This window comes from Citrobacter amalonaticus (assembly GCF_001559075.2).
Lineage (GTDB): Bacteria > Pseudomonadota > Gammaproteobacteria > Enterobacterales > Enterobacteriaceae > Citrobacter_A > Citrobacter_A amalonaticus_F.
The window spans coordinates 3,215,472-3,235,230 of record NZ_CP014015.2 but is presented as its reverse complement, the minus strand read 5'-3'; the positions used below and the strand labels follow the sequence as shown (position 1 = coordinate 3,235,230).

General features: G+C 50.9%; 19 protein-coding genes and 1 tRNA gene. 13 read left to right on the top strand and 7 right to left on the bottom strand.

The window, feature by feature from the left end:
• Positions 1 to 7: 7 nt before the first annotated feature.
• From AL479_RS15585 to AL479_RS15570, 4 genes are read right to left on the bottom strand one after another with little or no spacing between them, the layout of a single operon-like run.
• The gene (locus tag AL479_RS15585) at positions 8 to 1,015 is read right to left on the bottom strand and encodes a fimbrial protein (RefSeq protein WP_061076709.1); all 1,008 of its coding nucleotides are present in this window, start codon (positions 1,013 to 1,015) and stop codon (positions 8 to 10) included.
• 36 nt (positions 1,016 to 1,051) lie between these two features.
• Positions 1,052 to 3,577 carry a fimbria/pilus outer membrane usher protein gene (locus AL479_RS15580; protein ID WP_061076708.1) on the bottom strand — a complete coding sequence of 842 codons (2,526 nt, stop codon included), beginning with the start codon at positions 3,575 to 3,577 and terminating at the stop codon, positions 1,052 to 1,054.
• A 34-nt stretch (positions 3,578 to 3,611) separates the two neighbouring features.
• Complete coding sequence (locus AL479_RS15575; RefSeq protein ID WP_061076707.1) at positions 3,612 to 4,289, bottom strand: molecular chaperone; 678 nt, start codon at positions 4,287 to 4,289, stop codon at positions 3,612 to 3,614.
• Between the two features lie 56 nt (positions 4,290 to 4,345).
• Entirely contained in the window at positions 4,346 to 4,876 is a 531-nt protein-coding gene (locus AL479_RS15570) for a fimbrial protein (protein WP_061076706.1), read from the bottom strand.
• 440 nt (positions 4,877 to 5,316) lie between these two features.
• On the opposite strand from AL479_RS15570, the gene AL479_RS15565 reads away from it, so the two are divergent.
• Both AL479_RS15565 and AL479_RS15560 read left to right on the top strand, forming a co-directional pair.
• On the top strand, positions 5,317 to 5,976 hold the full coding sequence (locus AL479_RS15565) for a winged helix-turn-helix transcriptional regulator (RefSeq protein WP_061076705.1): 660 nt from the start codon (positions 5,317 to 5,319) through the stop codon (positions 5,974 to 5,976).
• 66 nt (positions 5,977 to 6,042) lie between these two features.
• Positions 6,043 to 6,672, top strand: coding sequence for a helix-turn-helix domain-containing protein (locus tag AL479_RS15560; protein ID WP_061076704.1), 630 nt, complete (start codon positions 6,043 to 6,045; stop codon positions 6,670 to 6,672).
• Positions 6,673 to 6,908: 236 nt separating this feature from the next.
• Here AL479_RS15560 and AL479_RS15555 read toward each other — a convergent pair.
• Positions 6,909 to 6,985, bottom strand: a tRNA-Arg gene (locus AL479_RS15555).
• Positions 6,986 to 7,228: 243 nt separating this feature from the next.
• Between AL479_RS15555 and folD the strand changes: the two genes are divergently transcribed.
• From folD to AL479_RS15530, 5 genes are all read left to right on the top strand, one after another.
• On the top strand, positions 7,229 to 8,095 hold the full coding sequence (gene folD / locus AL479_RS15550; RefSeq protein ID WP_061076703.1) for a bifunctional methylenetetrahydrofolate dehydrogenase/methenyltetrahydrofolate cyclohydrolase FolD: 867 nt from the start codon (positions 7,229 to 7,231) through the stop codon (positions 8,093 to 8,095).
• Between the two features lies 1 nt (position 8,096).
• On the top strand, positions 8,097 to 8,309 hold the full coding sequence (ybcJ, locus tag AL479_RS15545) for a ribosome-associated protein YbcJ (protein WP_042320912.1): 213 nt from the start codon (positions 8,097 to 8,099) through the stop codon (positions 8,307 to 8,309).
• A 253-nt stretch (positions 8,310 to 8,562) separates the two neighbouring features.
• Positions 8,563 to 10,062 (top strand): PTS transporter subunit EIIC, encoded by a 1,500-nt coding sequence (locus AL479_RS15540; RefSeq protein WP_061076702.1) that lies wholly within the window; start codon positions 8,563 to 8,565, stop codon positions 10,060 to 10,062.
• Between the two features lie 84 nt (positions 10,063 to 10,146).
• Positions 10,147 to 11,163: a Mal regulon transcriptional regulator MalI gene (malI, locus tag AL479_RS15535; protein WP_061076701.1), complete on the top strand. Its 1,017-nt coding sequence runs from the start codon at positions 10,147 to 10,149 to the stop codon at positions 11,161 to 11,163.
• Between the two features lie 71 nt (positions 11,164 to 11,234).
• Positions 11,235 to 11,759: a metal-dependent hydrolase gene (locus tag AL479_RS15530; protein ID WP_061076700.1), complete on the top strand. Its 525-nt coding sequence runs from the start codon at positions 11,235 to 11,237 to the stop codon at positions 11,757 to 11,759.
• A 91-nt stretch (positions 11,760 to 11,850) separates the two neighbouring features.
• Here the strand turns inward: AL479_RS15530 and cysS are convergent, their stop codons facing one another.
• Positions 11,851 to 13,236 carry a cysteine--tRNA ligase gene (gene cysS / locus AL479_RS15525; protein ID WP_061076699.1) on the bottom strand — a complete coding sequence of 462 codons (1,386 nt, stop codon included), beginning with the start codon at positions 13,234 to 13,236 and terminating at the stop codon, positions 11,851 to 11,853.
• A gap of 174 nt (positions 13,237 to 13,410) precedes the next feature.
• On the opposite strand from cysS, the gene ppiB reads away from it, so the two are divergent.
• The 6 genes from ppiB to mnmH all read left to right on the top strand — a co-directional run bounded on the left by ppiB (position 13,411) and on the right by mnmH (position 18,466).
• A complete protein-coding gene (ppiB, locus tag AL479_RS15520; RefSeq protein ID WP_061076698.1) occupies positions 13,411 to 13,905 on the top strand; it encodes a peptidylprolyl isomerase B in 495 nt (164 codons plus the stop codon).
• Between the two features lie 2 nt (positions 13,906 to 13,907).
• On the top strand, positions 13,908 to 14,630 hold the full coding sequence (lpxH, locus tag AL479_RS15515) for a UDP-2,3-diacylglucosamine diphosphatase (RefSeq protein WP_061076697.1): 723 nt from the start codon (positions 13,908 to 13,910) through the stop codon (positions 14,628 to 14,630).
• Positions 14,631 to 14,669: 39 nt separating this feature from the next.
• Positions 14,670 to 15,611 carry a DUF1848 domain-containing protein gene (locus AL479_RS15510; protein WP_061076696.1) on the top strand — a complete coding sequence of 314 codons (942 nt, stop codon included), beginning with the start codon at positions 14,670 to 14,672 and terminating at the stop codon, positions 15,609 to 15,611.
• A gap of 114 nt (positions 15,612 to 15,725) precedes the next feature.
• Positions 15,726 to 16,235: a 5-(carboxyamino)imidazole ribonucleotide mutase gene (gene purE, locus AL479_RS15500; protein ID WP_061076695.1), complete on the top strand. Its 510-nt coding sequence runs from the start codon at positions 15,726 to 15,728 to the stop codon at positions 16,233 to 16,235.
• Positions 16,232 to 17,299, top strand: coding sequence for a 5-(carboxyamino)imidazole ribonucleotide synthase (gene purK / locus AL479_RS15495; protein WP_061076694.1), 1,068 nt, complete (start codon positions 16,232 to 16,234; stop codon positions 17,297 to 17,299). The genes purE and purK overlap by 4 nt, the downstream gene beginning before the upstream one ends.
• 96 nt (positions 17,300 to 17,395) lie before the next feature.
• Complete coding sequence (gene mnmH / locus AL479_RS15490; protein ID WP_061076693.1) at positions 17,396 to 18,466, top strand: tRNA 2-selenouridine(34) synthase MnmH; 1,071 nt, start codon at positions 17,396 to 17,398, stop codon at positions 18,464 to 18,466.
• A gap of 66 nt (positions 18,467 to 18,532) precedes the next feature.
• Here the strand turns inward: mnmH and AL479_RS15485 are convergent, their stop codons facing one another.
• Positions 18,533 to 19,666: a porin gene (locus AL479_RS15485; RefSeq protein ID WP_061076692.1), complete on the bottom strand. Its 1,134-nt coding sequence runs from the start codon at positions 19,664 to 19,666 to the stop codon at positions 18,533 to 18,535.
• Positions 19,667 to 19,759 lie beyond the last annotated feature (93 nt).

The window sequence follows — 19,759 nt, the reverse complement described above, 5'->3', positions numbered from 1 at the left end:
ACAGTCCTTATTGATAGGTCAGACTCAGCGTTGCGGAAGCATTCGCAATCCCCGTTGTTACCGTAGTTTTTGTCTGATAATAACGTGCGGTTAACGGGAACATCTCCTGGCCACCATTTGTTCTCTTCAAAACAAGGTTATTTCCAGGAATTAAGGGGATATTATTGTAAACAAGCTGTATGCCAACCCCACTCGCGACCCCTACACTTCCCTGACCTGTTAATGCAAGCACGGTGTTATCACTGACGTCTGGATTTTGTATCCCGGTTAGCATAACGTTAATATTGGCTCCGGGATCACAGTCCAGAATTAAATTTTGCGTCTTCTGTGCATCAACTGGCATTGTTCCCACTGCAGAACCAAACTGGCTAACTAAAACATCACCCATTTCAAACAAAATATTCGATGTTTTTACTGAGCACGCCACCTGAGTGATAGATCCAGTTCCCGCATTCACGGGAATTTCAGGCGCAATTTCTCCACCTCGATATTGCATCGTAAAGGCCACAAACGATGCCAATTGCCCGGTCACCGAGCCAGATGTAATATCACCAATCTTCCAGAATTGTATAATCGGCTGAAAGTCATTAATAGCAAGATTGCCAGAGTTAGATGACCAACTGAATGTTGAATAATTATCACCGCCAATAAAGTTAGTGCTAGAATAAGTTGCCTGGCCTGCTTTAGTGTTTTTATAAAAGCCTAAAGAAACACCTACCCCTGGCAAATTCGTTTTATAAACACGCCGAGTTCCGTATGTTGCGAAATAGGGTAAAACACCACTTCTCATCCCTGCACTTGATCCTTCATCTGCGGTTGCAACGCAGGTATAAGCATGCGTTAAGGAGCCATATATCTCATTACTGATCGCTTGCCCAATAGGGATATCTCGCTGAACAATAATATTGCCATAATCTACTGAATATGGAGATCCGATATAATTATAGTTACAGCAGAATCCACTTAGTGGAAATAACATGCTTAGCATTAAGAATGCAAAACTGATAATTCGCATATCTACACACCTGATTTAAATAGTTTCATTTTGACGTTAACGGCAAATCGCATTATCCAGAATCACATCGTTATTCTGCTTCATCATGTTTATAGAGTAATGTACATTGCAGGTGTTTTCGGATTGATTTCCCCATTTCACAGTCAGGTTTACTTTCGGATCCAGTCCCGTTAAGTACACCTGACCATTATTGCCAACGATAAAGCCGCTATGCTTTGCACCTTCAATGCTGACTATTGCGCCGAACGGCACGAAATGACCGTTTCTCTGGGTCAAAATCATCAACATGCGAGCACCCACACTTGCCAGATAGTTCGCCCTGACGATGGCTCCACGGGTAGGCACCACGGTTTTGACCGTTTGTTCAAACTCAACGTTAGCCGGCAATGACTCGGTGATTAATGACACATCATTTTTGCGGTAAGGCATTAAATTCGAGGCAAGGGTATATCCTCGATAATCTGTTGTAGCCCCACTCATATTATGGATGCCAACACCGGAAGCCCCTGGGGCGGCAATCAGGACGTTAGTTTCTCCCAGCGGTTGAGAGAACGTCACGCCATTTGCATGAGCGACAACGCCCCCCTGAAGCCCGTAATTAAGACGATCGATATTTTTGTCATAGCTGTATCCGGCCGTTAACTCACCATAGGTGCCTTTATAGTCACCGTTCATGTTGCCGGTATAACCCACCCCGTTAGTGCCATAACCCTGCTGAACATTCCAGTTAAAAACGTTATTCGGCAAAGCCACACCATTCATCCCAACGCTGTGTGTCGTGCCATTACGCTTGCTGGCATTCATGCCATAGTTTGCCCATGTCTGCGGCAAAAGCTTTTCCAGGGGGATGCTGATATTCAGTGCCAGCATCTGGTCTTTATCGTAGTTCTGGTGAGCGCTGTGCGTGCCCGCGCTAGCATTCTTACTCAGGGTCCAGGTCAGACCGTAACTAATACTACGCCAGTAGTTGTTATACCCAACGCTCCAGGATTCCATCGTCTTACCGGAGTCCCAGTAATCTTCACGCGCGACGCTCAGCATCAAAGAACCCAGGTTATCTCCCAACCCCTGGCTCAGCGTCAGCTCAGCACGATTGCGACGTCGATCCTGAAGCGCATGACTGTCACCATAAGAATCAAGGACCTCCTGCATGCCATAGTAGCCGTTGGTGGAATAGCGGTAGCCTGCGATTGCAAAGTTGGTGCCAGTTGTAGCAAAGTTTTTACTGTATCGTGCCCGCCAGGATTGACCGTTTGATTTTGGCATATTTTGTGGCGTGGACCAGCCCTGGGTTATATCGGTGGAGATAGCGCCGAAGTCGCCCATATTCTTACCCACACCCGCGGCGAGAGCCTGATACTTCCTCGATTCCTGCAATCCGCCATAAAACGTAAAACCATAGGGCAAGCCGAGAATACCGCTAATCTGACCAAAAGGTGTTTTATCCACACTGCTGTTATAGGAACGATATTGACCACCTGTTAACGCATATTTTATTCGCCCTTCACGCTGCAATACGGGAAGTGAGGCAAACGGCACGCTAAAGTGTTGTTCACTGCCATCAGCCTCTTTAATGGTGACATCAAGATCTCCGGCGCCGCCGGTAGGATACATGTCCGTAATTTCAAAAGCGCCTGGTGCCACAAAGCTCTGGTAAATCTGATAGCCATTCTGACGAATAAGCACCTGAGCATTGGTTCTGGCTATGCCGCGCACCACTGGGGCATAGCCCTTGAGAGAGTCAGGCAGCATGTCATCATCGGAAGCAAGTTGAGCTCCCCGGAAAGGTATGCTGTCGAAAACATCTGCCGGGGCAGAACTGTCCCCCAGCGTGAGCTGCGATTTCAACGGAATTATCGTGCGTTGGGCGTAAGTGTAAACCGTATCCCAGGCATCGTGTCCCTGCGAATCTCGCGACCAGGTAGTGTAATTTCGTAACCGCCAGGGACCAATGTTCACTCCCGGACGAAGGTTGGCATACTGGCTATCGCTGTTGCTGCTGTTATTTTTTGCCCAGTTGTTCGCCCCACTCAGAGTGTAGTTGAGCATAGCGGCGCTAATGCCTTCATCCCAGTGTTCGGACGGCACCGACCCTCGAGCTTGCGCTGATATTGCCGCCTGCGGAATGCTCAATACCAGGCGCTGCATGGCAAACTGGAAATCCGCACTAGCGTGAGGAATGGCGTATAGATTTGCACAGGATGTATCGCCCTTCAAACCGGGAAAAAGTCCTGTCTTTACCCCCCAGTTTTGTAATTGCTCAATGGTTAAGCAGGGTTCTAATTTTTCATCGCCATTAAGCTCTTTCATTAATATAAACGTAATATCGCGGGTATCGACTAACTGATCATCCAGTACAACATCAACATGATAATTCCCTGGTGCCTGTGCGCCAGACTCAAACCCTGAAAGATCGACTTTCACTGTCCCTGGATTATCCAGCTCAACCAATTCTGGGTTAAAAAAATCGCGACTATAACTATTTTGTGCATTACCGAAGAGCACGACAGTTATCAATAATATCAACCGAGCAGGTCGTTCTTTTATAGAATCCTTAGCCATTATCCTAAATCCCACTCAGTTTGTTTTTACCTTTCTACAGACTGGCCTTGTGTTCTGCACCTGGACTGCCATAATCATTGATAATTTTGAATACAACTGCCCCCTTTGTTATCCCGGAAGGTAAGTCGAATGTCGCCGTACCGCCGGGTAATACATAACTGACATCAAGCAATTTCTTACCCGCCACTGAAATCTCATTAAAATTAATCACATGTTGTGTCGGATTATTTACCTGTATTTTCTGTCCTATCTGTTGCCAGCGTAATTTATCAGCCTGCTCTTCCGGAAGTGTGCCTTTCATCACCGCTGGCCGGTAGATAAGCTTAATTCTAGTCTTAACGGCAATTTGCAATGTATTGTCGACTTTAGACGAAGAAGGTATAGCTTTTATGTTGAGCCAGAACAGACTCTCTTTATCCTGAGGTAATGCTCCGGTTACCACAATACGCTCGACATTTTGTTGTCCATTATTCAGACGGTACAGAGGCGGTGTAATAATAAAAGGAGCCTTCTCTATACCACCGTCAGGCGTTTCGATCCATGACTGGATAAGATATGGCATGTCATCTGGATTGTTAACGTTAATAGAGGCCTCTTTTTTATTACCATCAAAAATAACGCGAGTCCCACCAATAATCACACCAGCCTGGGCAACAGATAAACCGGCGCTCAATATCGCGGCGGTAAGTAATATGTTGCGAAGAAAATTCATTTTACACCTCTAAAAGATGGGGCCGTACCAGCCCCATCTGTTTTCTGAACAAGAAACTAGTTATACACAACGGAGAAGTTAGCAACGGAGTTTGCCGTACCTGGCGTTACCGATGTGGTGGTAGAAATATATTGCGCATAGAATTTCAACGTATTGTCTTGCGTACTGCTAAGTATGTAGCTATAGCTGTTTTCGCCGTGCAAAGGCAGATCGGCTTTATCTGCAGTCATCAGATTAATCGCCACCCCCGATGCCGCACTCGATGTTGATGTATCAATAGCCAGCAAGTTAGGATTCGTCAGATCCGGTGTACCATCAAAGCGCACTTTTGTAGACGAAACCGTGACCGGACAGTTTTTCAGAACAATATTAAAATCCTTCGCAGCCGCTTTTGTGCCGCTATCCGGGAATTCACTTTTATAAAAGTTACCCAGATTTACTTCCTGATTTTTCGAAGCCACATCGACTTCACAGGCATTATCCAGAATGTTGCCGACGAAATTAACGGTGCCAGCGGCAGCATAAACGTGAGACATAGACAGCGCTGCGATTGTAGTTAGTGCCACTAAAAAAAGATTTTTTTTCATCACTCTGTTTCCTTATTAACTTTGTTTACTACCCATTTTTTGACAATAGGCTTCCTGTGGGAGTTACACCCTTTTGTGCCAGTGACTTTATTTTTAGAGTGCAGCATGCCAACCATAATTAATTACGGGAAAATACTGAACTGTTCAGCTGACTGGTTAAAATTTATCTAATCATTTTCTTAAACTCAAATGTTTTCTCAGTCTAGCTGTAGACTTTCCGTTAACGAATATTCAACATTCATTTCTTGTTTCTCCCCATCAGCAACGTCCAGTCTATTTTTAGACTTACGTATCAAGAACCAAAAAATCAATAAGTTAGAACGCAAATTTTCCCAAGTCTACTTTTAGACCTTGTGCAAATATTCCTTGAATTCTTAATTTTTAAGATAATTCTTCATGCCGTTCAAAAAATGATCATGCATGCGGAATTGAGGTTTCTTATGAACACGCGCTTAACGACCACGGAAAACAATGACAAATCATCCGCCCTGGAATTAAAACCATTCATGCATATAGAGACACTGAATAAACATGTGTTACCCGTTGCAGAAAGATTAGTGATCGGCAGAGGTGATGTTGTGCATTATTATAAAGATGATATCCGGCAATGTTTTTTGCTATTACAAGGTAGCGTCGCCTTGCATCGCCGCGGCGATGGTATTGTTTTAAACTCTGAATCGGCACCGTTTATTTTGGGCGTCAGCAGTCAGTTTTCCTCTGAACATCTTTATGTCAGAGCTCTGGAAACTTCAGAGATAGCCCGTGTGTCATTGGATTGTTTTAATAACATCGTTGCGCAACAGGATTTATGGGAGCATTTTTCGAAACTCTTGATTTACACTGCCTCCCGCGTGTATGAGCATTGTGCGCAAATATCGCAGATGTCGGCCTATGACATTATTCGCTTTCAGCTTGTTGAACTCATGCAAGAGCCTGACGCGATACGACAAACAATTACGGCTGCGGCCTATATCAAAAGCCGAACCTATCTTTCACGTAGCGGTATCATGCGTATTCTGGCAGAACTGCGAACCGGGAAGTACATCACCATGGAACGGGGTGTACTACTTGATATCAACCATTTACCCCGTAAATATTGACGATTGCGATGCATGGCACAGGGAGTAACGCTATAATCAGACAGGTCAATATGAAGGTTATCGGTTATGTCCTCTTCAGAAAAACCTCACAAAGGTTCGCCCTATGCGCAAGAGCTGATTACTCACTTACAGCCGTATTCTACTCTACGTAAAATAGAACGTGGGGAGCAGATGGATTTCCAGGTGAATGGTCAGGGAATGTGTTATCTCATCCTGGAGGGAACCGTGGCGATTTATCGCCGAAAGGATAATATGATGCTGTCAACTGCGCGCAGTCCCGCTCTGTTTGGTCTTGCCAATCTGACGGATATTTACTTCGATGATTATATTAAAACCGTCAATTCCTGCGTGATTGGCGAGATCTCCACCGATCGTGTAAACGAAATTATCAAAGAAAAGTCGTTATGGGGGCTTCTCTCAAAACAGCTGATGTTTGTGTATGCCCGACTTTACAACAATGTGATGCCTCAGGGTGCTCCGACTGCGTACGAGATGATTCGTCAGCAGTTACTTAAGCTAATAGAAGAAGATGAGAGTTATCGTACCGCAGTCACGGCAGAACTCTACATACGCGAAAAAACCCATCTTTCTCGCAGCGGCGTCATGCGCATCCTGGCGGATTTAAGAACGGGTGGTTTTATCGAAATGGAAGAAGGTAGGCTCATTAAAATACACAAGCTTCCCGCCAGATACTGAGAAAATAGAAAACTGATAACAACGGGATGAGATGTAAAAATGCTGCCAGGATCATTAGCCACAGCAAATTGAGTACGTATCGACGCCGCAGTTGAGCAAGTTGATGTACCAACAGTTGGCTTAGTCTACTCACGTTTGATGCCCACGTCTGGCACTAGAGAGACCTTCAAATTCAGCGGTTGAAGAGATATACAGGCATAAAAAAAGACGTCCGTTGACGTCTGTTGACTTCGAAATGGCGCCCCCTACAGGATTCGAACCTGTGACCGACGGCTTAGAAGGCCGTTGCTCTATCCAACTGAGCTAAGGGAGCATTGAACTGCAATGCGGACTGACACAAAACTGGTCGGTATTATACGTTCACAACCTTAACGGTCAATGGCTTTCCTCTCAACTGCTTGAGTTGTGAGCATCCTGCCTTTCCTCCGGGCAAATCCCCCGCGAATCGCCATCTAAAACAGCGTCGACTGTAAGCGGTAACTGACAACCGTCTTCACTTCTGACAAAATAGCGCCATCCCCTTTGACGTGAAGTAACAGATGGAATCCTCTCTCTGATGGCAGCAAAGATTATTGACGGTAAAACGATTGCGCAGCAGGTGCGCTCTGAGGTTGCTCAAAAAGTTCAGGCGCGTATCAAGGCCGGACGTCGCGCCCCAGGCCTGGCGGTAGTCCTGGTCGGCAGCAACCCGGCATCGCAGATTTACGTCGCAAGCAAGCGTAAAGCCTGTGACGAGGTGGGATTCGTCTCCCGCTCCTATGACCTGCCGGAAACCACCAGCGAGGCGGAACTGCTTGAGCTGATTGATACGCTCAACGCCGACAACACTATCGACGGTATCCTGGTGCAACTGCCGCTTCCGGCAGGCATTGATAATGTCAAAGTGCTGGAGCGGATTGATCCCGATAAAGACGTGGACGGTTTCCATCCGTACAACGTCGGTCGCCTGTGCCAACGTGCACCCCGTTTGCGTCCCTGCACGCCGCGCGGGATCGTCACTCTGCTCGAACGTTACAACATCGATCTCTATGGTCTGAATGCGGTTGTGATCGGCGCCTCTAACATCGTGGGTCGTCCCATGAGTATGGAGCTACTGCTGGCCGGTTGCACCACCACGGTGACCCACCGCTTCACCAAAAATCTGCGTCACCACGTTGAGCATGCCGATCTGCTGATCGTTGCCGTCGGGAAACCGGGCTTTATTCCTGGTGACTGGATCAAAGAAGGCGCTATCGTGGTTGATGTCGGCATCAATCGTCTGGAAAATGGCAAGGTCGTCGGCGACGTGGTGTTTGAAGACGCTGCCGCACGTGCCTCGTACATTACGCCCGTACCGGGCGGCGTGGGGCCAATGACGGTCGCCACACTTATCGAAAACACGCTACAGGCGTGCGTTGAATATCACGATCCTCAGGACAATTAATATGGCAACATTTTCTTTAGGCAAACATCCTCACGTTGAACTGTGCGATTTGCTGAAACTGGAAGGCTGGAGTGAAAGCGGCGCCCAGGCGAAAATTGCCATAGCCGAAGGTCAGGTCAAAGTGGACGGCGCGGTAGAAACCCGCAAACGCTGTAAAATCGTGGCCGGTCAAACCGTGAGTTTTGCCGGACAGACCATCACCGTAACAGCCTGAGCTGTCTGACGCCTCAACCCGCTCTCTCCTCCGGGGATGTCGGGTTGAGACCCCCTTATTCTCTTCCCCTATCTCCCTACGACCATAGCGGTTAATTATCGATCAACTTCAAAGAATCGCGATTTCATTTGATGAAGCGTGAAATTTCAGTTGCGCAAAATCCACGCCTTCATCACGATAAGTAGAACGTTCTACTATAACGTTCTACTTACAATAACAGCGTCAATAAAAACGCTACTCGGGGGAAATCAGCATGGGTCTGATATCAGGGTTTGTTAAATCGTTGTCTAAATTATCGATGATTGGTCGCGCCTTAATGCTGCCAATTTCTCTGCTTCCCGCTGCGGGCCTGCTGTTGGCCTTCGGGGATAAATTCCATCTGCCGCTGATGATGAACGCAGGCGGCGTTATCTTTGATAACCTGCCGATGCTGTTTGCTATCGGTTCTGCCGTCGGTCTCGCTTCAGAATCAGGTATCGCGGCGCTGTCGGCGGCGGTCTCTGTGTTTGTCACCAATATCACCATCAGTACGGTGCTGAGCATCACGCCGGAGATGGCCTCTCAGGGCGGCAAATACGCGATGGTAGTCGGTATCCCGACCCTGCAGATGGGCGTCTTTGGCGGTCTGATCTGCGGTATTCTCGCCGCCTGGTGTTACAACCGCTTTCATACCATGCAGTTGCCGGAATTCCTCGGTTTCTTCTCCGGTAAGCGTTTTGTGGCCATCGCCACCGCGTTTCTCTCCTTCGTGCTCGGTCTGCTGCTGCCCTACGTCTGGCAACATATCCAGTCCGGTATCGATGCGCTTTCGGTGGTGGTTAACGGCGATAATCAGGCAGTCTCAACCTTTATCTTTGGCCTGGTTGAACGTGCGCTGATCCCGCTCGGTTTACATCACATCTGGTATCCCTCCTTCTGGTATTCCTTTGGGGATTACACCACTCAGGCCGGTCAGGTGATCCACGGCGACCAGACAATCTGGTTCAAAATGCTGGAGGAAGGGGTCAAATCCTTCAGTAGCGATACCTATCAGAACGCAGGTAAGTTCATGCAGGGCGAGTTCCCGCTGATGCTGTTTGCTCTGCCTGCGGCATGTCTGGCGATGTACCACGAAGCGCACACGAAAAATAAGAAAATTGCCGCCGGTATTCTGTTCTCAGCGGCGCTCACCTGCTTCCTGACAGGGATCACCGAGCCGGTTGAGTTCACCTTTATCTTCGTGGCGCCGATTCTGTACGTCTTCAACGCCGTGATGGCGGGACTGGCCTATATGACCATGTACCTGTTGCATGCGCATATTGCCAAATCGTTCTCCGCCGGTTTCATCGACTACCTGTCGTTTGGCATTCTGCCGTCCTTCAATGGCTATCAGACCAATTTCCTGAACGCCATTATCATCGGCGTGCCGATGGCGCTGATTTACTACTTTACCTTCCGCTTTGTCATTCGCCGTTTCGATATCAAAACGCCAGGTCGTACCGAAGTGACCGCCAATGCAAACGACAAGACGGATACAGAAATTGCCACTGAAATCATCGGTCTGCTGGGCGGTGCGCAGAACATCGACTCCGTCGGCTCCTGCATCACCCGTCTGCGTCTGGAAGTGGCGAAAAGCGACGTGGTCGATAAAGACGGTCTCAACGGCCTCGGCGCGCGCGGCGTGGTTTTTGTCGGCGATAACGGTATCCAGGTGATTTTCGGTGCCAGAGCACAGTTTATCGCCCAGACCATGTCCACGATGATCGGCAAATAATAAGATGCCTGAATGACACGTCTCCTGTACGCTGGGAGACGTTGTTGTATCTGGCTGATAACCGGTATTTTTCAGGGAGCGATTTTGAAGAAAGTCAGCATTATTGATGTGGCAAAGCAGGCGGGCGTTTCGGTCTCAACCGTTTCGCTGGTGCTACGCCAGAAAGGGAAAATCTCAGAGGCAACCATTGAGAAGGTTCATGCCGCCATCAATACGCTTGGCTATGTCCATAACATCGCCGCAGCGAATCTTCGCGCCAATACCTCCAATTTGATTGGTCTGATCCTGCGCGATTTTAGCGACAGCTTTTCCATCAAGGTAATGGCAAGCATTGTTCAGGAACTGGAAAAAAACGGTTTTATGGTTTTTCTCGGCCAGCCGCTTAACGATGGCGATCACCTGGAGCGCTGTCTGCTGTCGTTTAAGCAGCAGGGCGTCGCCGGGGTGATTTACCTCGCCTCCGATAATCGCGCCTCAACATTGCCAGAGAAAATCCGCCACTGCCCGCTACCGCTGGTGGTGGTGTCTCAGTCGCTGCTGGAAGACAAATGCGATCTGGTGATGCGCGATAATCGCCAGGCCGCGAATCTGGCGACCCGCTACCTCATCGAGCGCGGTCACCGTAATATCGCCTATATCGGCGGTCAGGAAGGCTGCCACATTCGTGAACAACGACTGCTGGGTTTTCGCAGCGCAATGACACAGAACGGCCTGGTGTATCGCGAGGAGTCCGCACCGGCCTGTAGCGACGATACTCAGGCGGCGGGGCTCGCCACACGCCAGTTACTGGAAAAGAACAACACCTTCACCGCCCTGCTCTGCCATTCTCCCGCCGCGATGATTGGCTCGATCTCCGGCATTCATCAGGTTGGGCGCACGGTCGGGAAAGATGTTTTCCTCACGCAACAGGTTGCCCTGATTGGGTTCGAAGACATGCTCCACGTGAATCTGACCTCGCCGTCATTAACCTATGTTTCATCCGCCAGTGAAGAGACCGGACGCCAGGCGGCAGTCCTTATGATGCGCAAACTGAAAGAGCCAGAGCTACAAATCCAGCGTATTACGCTTTCCGGTCAACTGGTCGTGCGCGAATCGGCGTAAATTCAGAATTCACCCGCCTCCTCTCCCGCTTGTCACTGCTATATTGCTATGATTTGCCAGGGATAATGCCAATGCCTACCGTTATCACGCACGCCGCCGTCCCGATTTGCCTTGGGCTGGGTCTGGGACTGAAAGTCATTCCTCCACGTTTACTGTTTGCCGGGATCGCCCTTGCGATGCTGCCGGACGCTGACGTGCTTTCGTTTAAACTCGGTGTGTCCTATGGAAACGTGTTCGGCCATCGCGGATTTACCCATTCGCTGCTGTTTGCGTTGGTGGTTCCGCTGCTCTGCGTGTGGATGGGACGACGATGGTTTAAAGCCGGGTTAATGCGCTGCTGGCTGTTTTTGACGGTTTCGCTGCTGTCGCACAGTCTGCTGGATTCTGTCACCACCGGGGGCAAAGGCGTTGGCTGGCTGTGGCCGTGGTCGGATGAACGCTTCTTCGCGCCGTGGCAGGTGATAAAGGTCGCGCCGTTTGCGTTATCACGTTATGCCACGCCGTACGGACACCAGGTGATATTTTCGGAATTATTATGGGTATGGCTACCGGGAGTGATGATGATGGGTGTGCTGTGGTGGTATAGACGTCATTAATAGTGCCTGATGGCGCTACGCTTATCAGGCCTACCGATCATTCCATCGTAGGCCGGATAAGGCGTTAGCCGCCATCCGGCAATTCAGGTAATTATTTACGACGCCAGGTCGTCCCCTGCGGGCCGTCTTCCAGCACGATGCCCATCTCGTTCAGGCGGTCACGCGCCGCATCCGCTGCCGCCCAGTCTTTGGCTTTACGGGCATCCAGGCGCTGTTGAATCAGCGCTTCAATTTCCGCGACTTCACCGTCGTCCGCCTGCGCTCCGCTTTGCAGGAACGCTTCCGGATCCTGCTCCAGCAGTCCCAGCACGCCAGAGATCTTACGCAGATGAGAGGCCATCGCGTTCGCAGCGGTCATATCCTCGCCTTTCAGACGGTTCACTTCACGCGCCATATCAAACAACACGGAGTAGGCTTCCGGGGTGTTGAAATCGTCATTCATCGCCTCAACAAAGCGCGCTTCAAACGCCTCGCCGCCGGCAGGCGCGACCGACGTATCCGTTCCGCGCAGCGCGGTGTACAAGCGCTCCAGCGCAGAACGTGCCTGCTTCAGGTTCTCTTCGCTGTAGTTCAACTGGCTACGATAGTGGCCGGACATCAGGAAGTAACGCACGGTTTCCGCGTCGTAATACTTCAGCACGTCGCGTACGGTAAAGAAGTTACCCAGCGATTTAGACATCTTTTCGCGGTCAACCATCACCATCCCGGAGTGCATCCAGTAGTTCACGTACTCACCGTCATGCGCACAGGTGGACTGGGCAATTTCGTTTTCGTGGTGCGGGAACATCAGGTCAGAACCGCCGCCGTGGATATCAAAGTGATTTCCCAGCTGTTTGCAGTTCATCGCGGAACACTCAATGTGCCAGCCAGGACGGCCTGCGCCCCACGGTGACGGCCAGCTCGGCTCGCCCTCTTTGGACATTTTCCACAGCACGAAGTCCATCGGGTTGTGCTTCACATCCACCACGTCCACGCGCGCACCAGCCTGCAGTTGATCCAGATCCTGGCGCGACAGTTGTCCGTAGTTCGGGTCGGTCGGGACATCGAACATCACGTCGCCATTGTCCGCCACATAGGCGTGACCTTTAGCAATCAGCTGTTCAGTGATTTCAATGATTTCGGCGATATGGTGGGTTGCGCGCGGCTCCAGATCCGGACGCAGAATATTTAGCGCATCAAAATCGTTGTGCATTTCGGCGATCATACGATCCACCAGCGCGACAAAGCTTTCGCCATTTTCATTTGCGCGTTTAATGATTTTATCGTCAATATCGGTGATGTTACGCACGTACTTCAGCTTGTAGCCCAGAAAGCGCAGATAGCGCGCCACCACGTCAAACGCCACAAACGTACGGCCATGACCAATATGACAGAGATCGTAAACGGTAATACCACACACGTACATGCCGACTTCCCCGGCATGAATAGGTTTGAATTCCTCTTTTTGGCGCGTCAGTGTATTAAAGATTTTTAACATCGAAGATTCCGTGTAAGACGTGTGTGGATAACAAAGTCTGTATAATACCCATAATTGGGACGGGAAGCAGCACACTTTGCGAGGTGATCGCAGCGTGCGGTTATGCTATAACACCTCCCTAACTCTGACCCTTAGTTGGGTTAAAGCACCACTATATCGGAACAGGATGCAAAAATGGTTACTTTCCACACTAATCACGGCGATATCGTAATCAAAACGTTTGATGATAAAGCGCCTGAAACAGTTAAAAACTTCCTGGACTACTGCCGCGAAGGTTTTTACAACAACACCATTTTCCACCGTGTGATTAACGGTTTTATGATTCAGGGCGGCGGTTTTGAGCCTGGCATGAAACAGAAAGCCACCAAAGAAGCTATCAAAAACGAAGCCAACAACGGTCTGAAAAACACCCGTGGTACGCTGGCGATGGCGCGTACTCAGGCTCCGCACTCCGCGACGGCGCAGTTCTTCATCAACGTTGCCGACAACGACTTCCTGAACTTCTCCGCCGAAAGCATGCAGGGCTGGGGCTACTGCGTATTTGCAGAAGTTGTTGAAGGTATGGACGTGGTTGACAAAATCAAAGGCGTTTCTACCGGTCGCAGCGGCATGCACCAGGACGTACCAAAAGAAGACGTCATTATCGAAAACGTGACCGTCAGCGAGTAATCGTGACGACACTGTTTATTGCAGATCTTCATCTCTGCACGGAAGAACCGGCGATCACCGCCGGTTTTCTGCGTTTTTTAGCGGGTGAAGCTCGTCAGGCCGACGCGTTGTATATCCTGGGCGACCTGTTCGAAGCCTGGATTGGCGATGACGATCCCAACCCGTTACACCGTGAAATAGCCGCCGCCATTAAAGCGGTTGTTGATTCCGGCGTCCCCTGTTTCTTCATTCACGGTAATCGTGACTTCCTGATTGGCAAACGCTTCGCCCGCGAAAGCGGCATGACGTTGCTCCCCCAGGAAAAAGTACTCAATCTGTACGGTCGTCGGGTGCTTATCCTGCACGGCGATACGCTGTGCACTGATGACGCGGGTTATCAGGCATTTCGCGCAAAAGTCCATCAGCGCTGGCTGCAAACGCTGTTCCTCGCCCTGCCGCTGTGTATTCGCAAACGCGTGGCCGCCCGAATGCGTGCCGACAGCAAAGCCGCCAACCGCAGCAAGTCGCTGGAAATCATGGACGTCAACAAACATGCGGTTATCGCGGAGATGGAAAAACACCATGTCCAGTGGCTGATTCACGGCCATACTCACCGTCCTGATGTTCACCCGCTCACTGCTAATGGTGAACCCGCCTTCCGCGTCGTGTTAGGCGCCTGGCATCATGAAGGTTCAATGGTTAAAGTCACGCCGGACGATGTGGAACTGATCGCTTTCCCGTTTTGAGAAAAAAGCTCTCTCATTATTAATACTGGAATACTCGCGATGATTATTAGCGCCAGCCGTCGCACCGATATACCTGCTTTCTACAGTGAGTGGTTAATGAACCGCATTCACGCTGGCTTTTTGCTGACCCGGAATCCTTTTAACTATCACCAGGTCTCTCGGGTGTCATTGCGACCTGAAGATGTTGATGCGATCGTATTCTGGACACGCAATCCCACGAAACTGCTTCCCTATATCGATGAGCTCACTGAAATCGGTCATCGCTTTTATTTCCAGTTCACCCTCACCGGGTATCCGCGGTTGATTGAGTCTAAAACCTTAAATCCGCATAAAGCGCTCGACGTATTCAAACGACTGTCAGCAAAAGTCGGCGCTGAAAAAGTCATCTGGCGCTATGATCCCATTTTGTTTTCAAACCACCTTCCGTTTGACGAACATATCCGCCTGTTCAGTAAAATCGCCAGCGAATTAGAAGGCCATACCCGGCGCGTCGTCATTAGCTTCGCTGATTTCTATCAAAAGACAGAAAAAAACCTGAAGGCGATTGATTCGCTCATTTACAGCGATATCACGCAAAACCATGAACTCTGTTTAGCGTTGTCGCAAAAATTATCAGAGATTGCCCGGCAACATGGACTGGACATTTACTCCTGTGCCGAAGAAGCCAATCTTACCGGGCAAGGCATTCAGCATGGGAAGTGTATTGATGAGGCGCTGATTAATGACTTATTTGGCTTATTAATCCCTGATAGCAAAGATTCAGGTCAACGTGAGGCCTGTGGATGTGTGAAGAGCATAGACATCGGCACCTACAACACCTGCCTGCATGGATGTCAATATTGCTACGCGACCGACAATCAGCATCAAGCCAACAGCAATTTCAAAAAACATGATCCGCAGAGTCCTTTTTTGTCAGGGGGGACTGAGGGGGTCGATCCGCTTCTGTTGGAACCGGTACGTTTCCAGCAAAATCTCTTTTGACGTCGCAGGAAGCCTTAAAATCCAGCTACGCAACCGTTTTCCTTGGCGTAGTATCGTGCTATTCTCTGTGGCCTCAAAAGCAGTGTGTCCCGCACCACAGGAGTTTTCAGACGCATGTCTTCCCGCAATAATCCGGCGCGTGTCGCCATCGTGATGGGGTCCAAAAGCGACTGGGCTACCATGCAGTTCGCCGCCGAAATCTTTGAAATCCTGGATGTCCCACATCACGTAGAAGTGGTTTCTGCCCACCGCACTCCCGATAAACTGTTCAGCTTTGCCGAAAGCGCCGAAGAGAACGGCTATCAGGTAATTATTGCTGGCGCGGGTGGCGCTGCCCATCTTCCAGGTATGATTGCGGCGAAAACGCTGGTGCCGGTACTGGGCGTTCCGGTACAAAGCGCGGCGCTGAGCGGCGTCGATAGCCTGTACTCTATCGTGCAGATGCCGCGCGGTATTCCGGTCGGTACGCTGGCGATTGGTAAAGCGGGCGCGGCTAACGCGGCGCTGCTGGCGGCGCAGATTCTGGCAACGCATGATAAAGCGCTGCATCAGCGCCTGACCGACTGGCGCAAGGCGCAAACGGATGAGGTGCTGGAGAATCCGGATCCGCGAGGTGCGGCATGAAACAGGTTTGCGTACTGGGCAACGGGCAATTAGGCCGGATGCTCCGTCAGGCGGGTGAACCGCTGGGCATCGCCGTCTGGCCGGTCGGGCTGGATGCGGAACCGGCTGCCGTGCCTTTTCAGCAAAGCGTGATTACCGCAGAAATCGAGCGCTGGCCGGAAACCGCGTTAACGCGTGAATTGGCGCGTCATCCGGCCTTCGTTAACCGCGATGTATTCCCAATCATTGCTGACCGCCTGACGCAAAAACAGCTTTTCGATAAGCTCGGTCTGGCGACCGCGCCGTGGCAGTTGCTGGCCGACAAAAGCGAATGGCCTGCTGTCTTTACCCGTTTAGGCGAACTGGCGATCGTGAAACGTCGCGTCGGTGGTTATGACGGTCGTGGTCAGTGGCGTCTACGTGCCGATGAAACCGATCAACTGCCGGACGACAACTACGGCGAATGCATTGTTGAGCAGGGCATTAATTTCTCGGGTGAAGTGTCGCTCGTTGGCGCACGCGCACATGACGGCAGCACGGTGTTCTACCCACTGACGCGTAACCTGCATCAGGACGGTATTCTGCGCACCAGCGTCGCCTTCCCGCGCGCTGATGCCAGACAGCAGGCGCAGGCCGAAACCATGCTTTCGGCCATCATGCAGGATCTGGGTTACGTCGGCGTGATGGCGATGGAGTGCTTTGTGACACCGGAAGGTCTGCTGATCAACGAACTGGCCCCGCGCGTACACAACAGCGGTCACTGGACGCAAAACGGCGCCAGCATCAGCCAGTTTGAGCTGCATCTGCGGGCGATTACCGGCCTGCCGCTGCCGTCACCGGTGGTGGACAGTCCGTCGGTAATGGTGAATCTGATTGGCAGCGATCTGAACTACGATTGGCTGAAACTGCCGCTGGTTCATCTGCACTGGTACGACAAAGAGGTGCGTCCAGGGCGTAAAGTGGGTCACCTGAATCTGACCGACAGCGATACCGCGCGACTGAGCGCCACGCTGGAAGCCCTCTCGCCGCTGCTGCCGACGGAATACGCCAGCGGTATCCTCTGGGCGCAAACTCAGCTCAAGTAAGCCTAAAATGCGGGGAAGTTTAACTTATACTTCCCCGTCCTCTCCTTCCGCGCGTAAAATCCCGTCCATTGCTGTTTGTCTTTTTCAGGATTTCTCATGAACGATGGAACGGACTATCGCGCGATCCTTACCGCCGATACGCCCTTAATCGATGTCCGCGCGCCGGTTGAATTTCAGCAGGGCGCCATACCGGGCGCGATAAATTTACCCTTAATGAATGATAACGAGCGCGCCGCCGTGGGTACCTGCTACAAACGCCAGGGGCCAGAGGCTGCACTGGCGCTCGGTCATCAACTGGTCTGCGGCGAGATTCGCCAGCAGCGTCTGGATGCCTGGCGCGAAGCCTGCCAGCAATATCCGCAGGGCTATCTCTGCTGCGCCCGGGGCGGTCAGCGTTCGCACATTGTCCAGCAGTGGCTACGTGAATCCGGTGTGGATTACCCATTGATCAACGGTGGCTACAAGGCGCTACGCCAGGCCGCGATCGCCGCCACGGAAGAACAGGTCCAAAAACCGATCGTGCTGATTGGCGGCTGTACCGGCAATGGCAAAACGCAACTGGTGCAACAGCAGGAAAATGGGGTAGACCTCGAGGGATTAGCCCACCATCGCGGCTCCTCTTTTGGTCGCACGCTGGAACCCCAGCTCAGTCAGGCCAGTTTTGAAAATCTGCTGGCGGTGACGCTGCTCAAAAAGCAGGCCACACGCTGGGTGCTGGAAGATGAAGGCCGGATGATTGGCGCTAACCATCTGCCGGAATGTCTGCGCGAGCGCATGGCGCAGTCCACAATCGCCGTGATTGACGATCCTTTCGAGCGCCGTCTTGAGCGCCTGCGGGAAGAGTATTTTGTGCGAATGCATCATGATTTCACCCACGCCTATGGCGACGAGCCGGGATGGCAGGAGTACAGCAACTATCTGCATCACGGGCTTTTCGCCATTCAACGGCGTCTGGGCTTGCAGCGGTTTAACGCGTTAACCGCAAAGCTGGACGTGGCGCTGGAGGTACAGCGTCATACCGGCAGCACCGAAGCGCATTTCAGTTGGTTAGTGCCGCTGCTGGAAGAGTATTACGATCCGATGTATCGCTATCAGCTGGAAAAGAAAGCCGGAAAGATTGTCTTTCGTGGAACGTTCGAAGAGGTTGAAGCGTGGTTGCGCAGTTGAAAAATGCCGGATAGTGATCATTTGTAGGCCCGGTAAGCGTTAGCGTCACCGGGCCTGGCATCAGACTCAGAAGTCGTAACGCAGACGTACCAGGTTCATATCACCCAGGTTGTCGGTGCTGGAGGTAAAGACGTGTTCGTAATCAACACGGAAACCGTAATCCAGCTGGAAGCTGATACCCACGCCATTGTCGGTACGCAGGTAGTTGCGACCATTCACGTATTCAATACGGTCACCCATGAAGTACGGCTGAACAGATTTCAACGCATACTGGTTGATTGGGAATTTATAGCCCGCAAAGTATTCCAGACCCCACGCATCACCGGCAAAGTAGTCGTTAACAGACACTTTCTTGGTGGTCATGAAGTTCTGGTACCAGCCGCCGCCCAGTGAGAAGGTCCAGTTATCCGGGGTCCAGCTCAGCGCGGTACCCACGATGTTCTGATCGTACGTTTTGCTGCCGTTACCGCGCATTTCCGCACGCGTGTAGTTCCACGCCGTACCCCAGCTCAGATCGTCAGTAATGTGATAATCCGCACCCAGTGAACCACCGCCTTTACGCTTGTAGTTCAGGCCATTGTTCGGGTTGTAGTCGTCGCTGAACAGATAAGACGCGTAGAGATCAACATCGCCAACCGTTTTCTTATATTTCAGCATTTTGCGGGAACGGTAAGAACCATCATAGTCGCCGTTAATCCCGTTACCCGGAGCCTGACCAATCATGTCGTAGTCCCAGATATCGGTTTTCGCACCAACCACATCGTAGTAGATGCTGTTCTGTTGACCGAAGGTCAGCGTACCCCAGGTATCGCTCTTCAGACCGGTGTACAGCATACGACGCGTGGTGTCATGCGCGCCATCAGCATAGTGATTGTCCCAGTTGAACTGTGCCGGAATGTTGACGCCCAGCTCGTAGAAGCTGATCCAACTGATGTCATCAAACAGATAGTAATCTGCCGCGAAGCGGAAACGGGTACCGCCGTCGAAGCCATTGCGTTTATAGCCATTTGCGCCGTCATCGCCCGTCATATTCTGGAACTGAGGACGAATACTCCCGCCAACGGTAAAGTTGAGACGACTCAGCGGATTGCCCGCCTGCGGATCTTGTTTCAGAACGGTGATTTCCGCCTGAGAGGCGAAGGACGTCAATGCCACTGCTGCGCCGATCGATGCCGCCAGCGCTGTTGTTTTTATAGTCATTATTTTTCCTTGATAGATTTCCTGCTAATTATTCAGCGCTTGAATATTAACTGGTATTAACACTGACGTGTTGGCGGGTTTTTAATGATTTGT

Bases quoted from the DNA above. Each gene is read 5' to 3' on its own strand.
- AL479_RS15570 (WP_061076706.1), bottom strand. From the start codon at position 4,876: ATGAAAAAAAATCTTTTTTTAGTGGCACTAACTACAATCGCAGCGCTG.
- AL479_RS15560 (WP_061076704.1), top strand. From the start codon at position 6,043: ATGTCCTCTTCAGAAAAACCTCACAAAGGTTCGCCCTATGCGCAAGAG.
- cysS (WP_061076699.1), bottom strand. From the start codon at position 13,236: ATGTTAAAAATCTTTAATACACTGACGCGCCAAAAAGAGGAATTCAAA.
- purK (WP_061076694.1), top strand. From the start codon at position 16,232: ATGAAACAGGTTTGCGTACTGGGCAACGGGCAATTAGGCCGGATGCTC.
- ppiB (WP_061076698.1), top strand. From the start codon at position 13,411: ATGGTTACTTTCCACACTAATCACGGCGATATCGTAATCAAAACGTTT.
- AL479_RS15540 (WP_061076702.1), top strand. From the start codon at position 8,563: ATGGGTCTGATATCAGGGTTTGTTAAATCGTTGTCTAAATTATCGATG.
- purE (WP_061076695.1), top strand. From the start codon at position 15,726: ATGTCTTCCCGCAATAATCCGGCGCGTGTCGCCATCGTGATGGGGTCC.
- AL479_RS15575 (WP_061076707.1), bottom strand. From the start codon at position 4,289: ATGAATTTTCTTCGCAACATATTACTTACCGCCGCGATATTGAGCGCC.
- AL479_RS15565 (WP_061076705.1), top strand. From the start codon at position 5,317: ATGAACACGCGCTTAACGACCACGGAAAACAATGACAAATCATCCGCC.
- AL479_RS15530 (WP_061076700.1), top strand. From the start codon at position 11,235: ATGCCTACCGTTATCACGCACGCCGCCGTCCCGATTTGCCTTGGGCTG.
- AL479_RS15585 (WP_061076709.1), bottom strand. From the start codon at position 1,015: ATGCGAATTATCAGTTTTGCATTCTTAATGCTAAGCATGTTATTTCCA.
- folD (WP_061076703.1), top strand. From the start codon at position 7,229: ATGGCAGCAAAGATTATTGACGGTAAAACGATTGCGCAGCAGGTGCGC.
- mnmH (WP_061076693.1), top strand. From the start codon at position 17,396: ATGAACGATGGAACGGACTATCGCGCGATCCTTACCGCCGATACGCCC.
- ybcJ (WP_042320912.1), top strand. From the start codon at position 8,097: ATGGCAACATTTTCTTTAGGCAAACATCCTCACGTTGAACTGTGCGAT.
- AL479_RS15510 (WP_061076696.1), top strand. From the start codon at position 14,670: ATGATTATTAGCGCCAGCCGTCGCACCGATATACCTGCTTTCTACAGT.
- AL479_RS15485 (WP_061076692.1), bottom strand. From the start codon at position 19,666: ATGACTATAAAAACAACAGCGCTGGCGGCATCGATCGGCGCAGCAGTG.
- AL479_RS15580 (WP_061076708.1), bottom strand. From the start codon at position 3,577: ATGGCTAAGGATTCTATAAAAGAACGACCTGCTCGGTTGATATTATTG.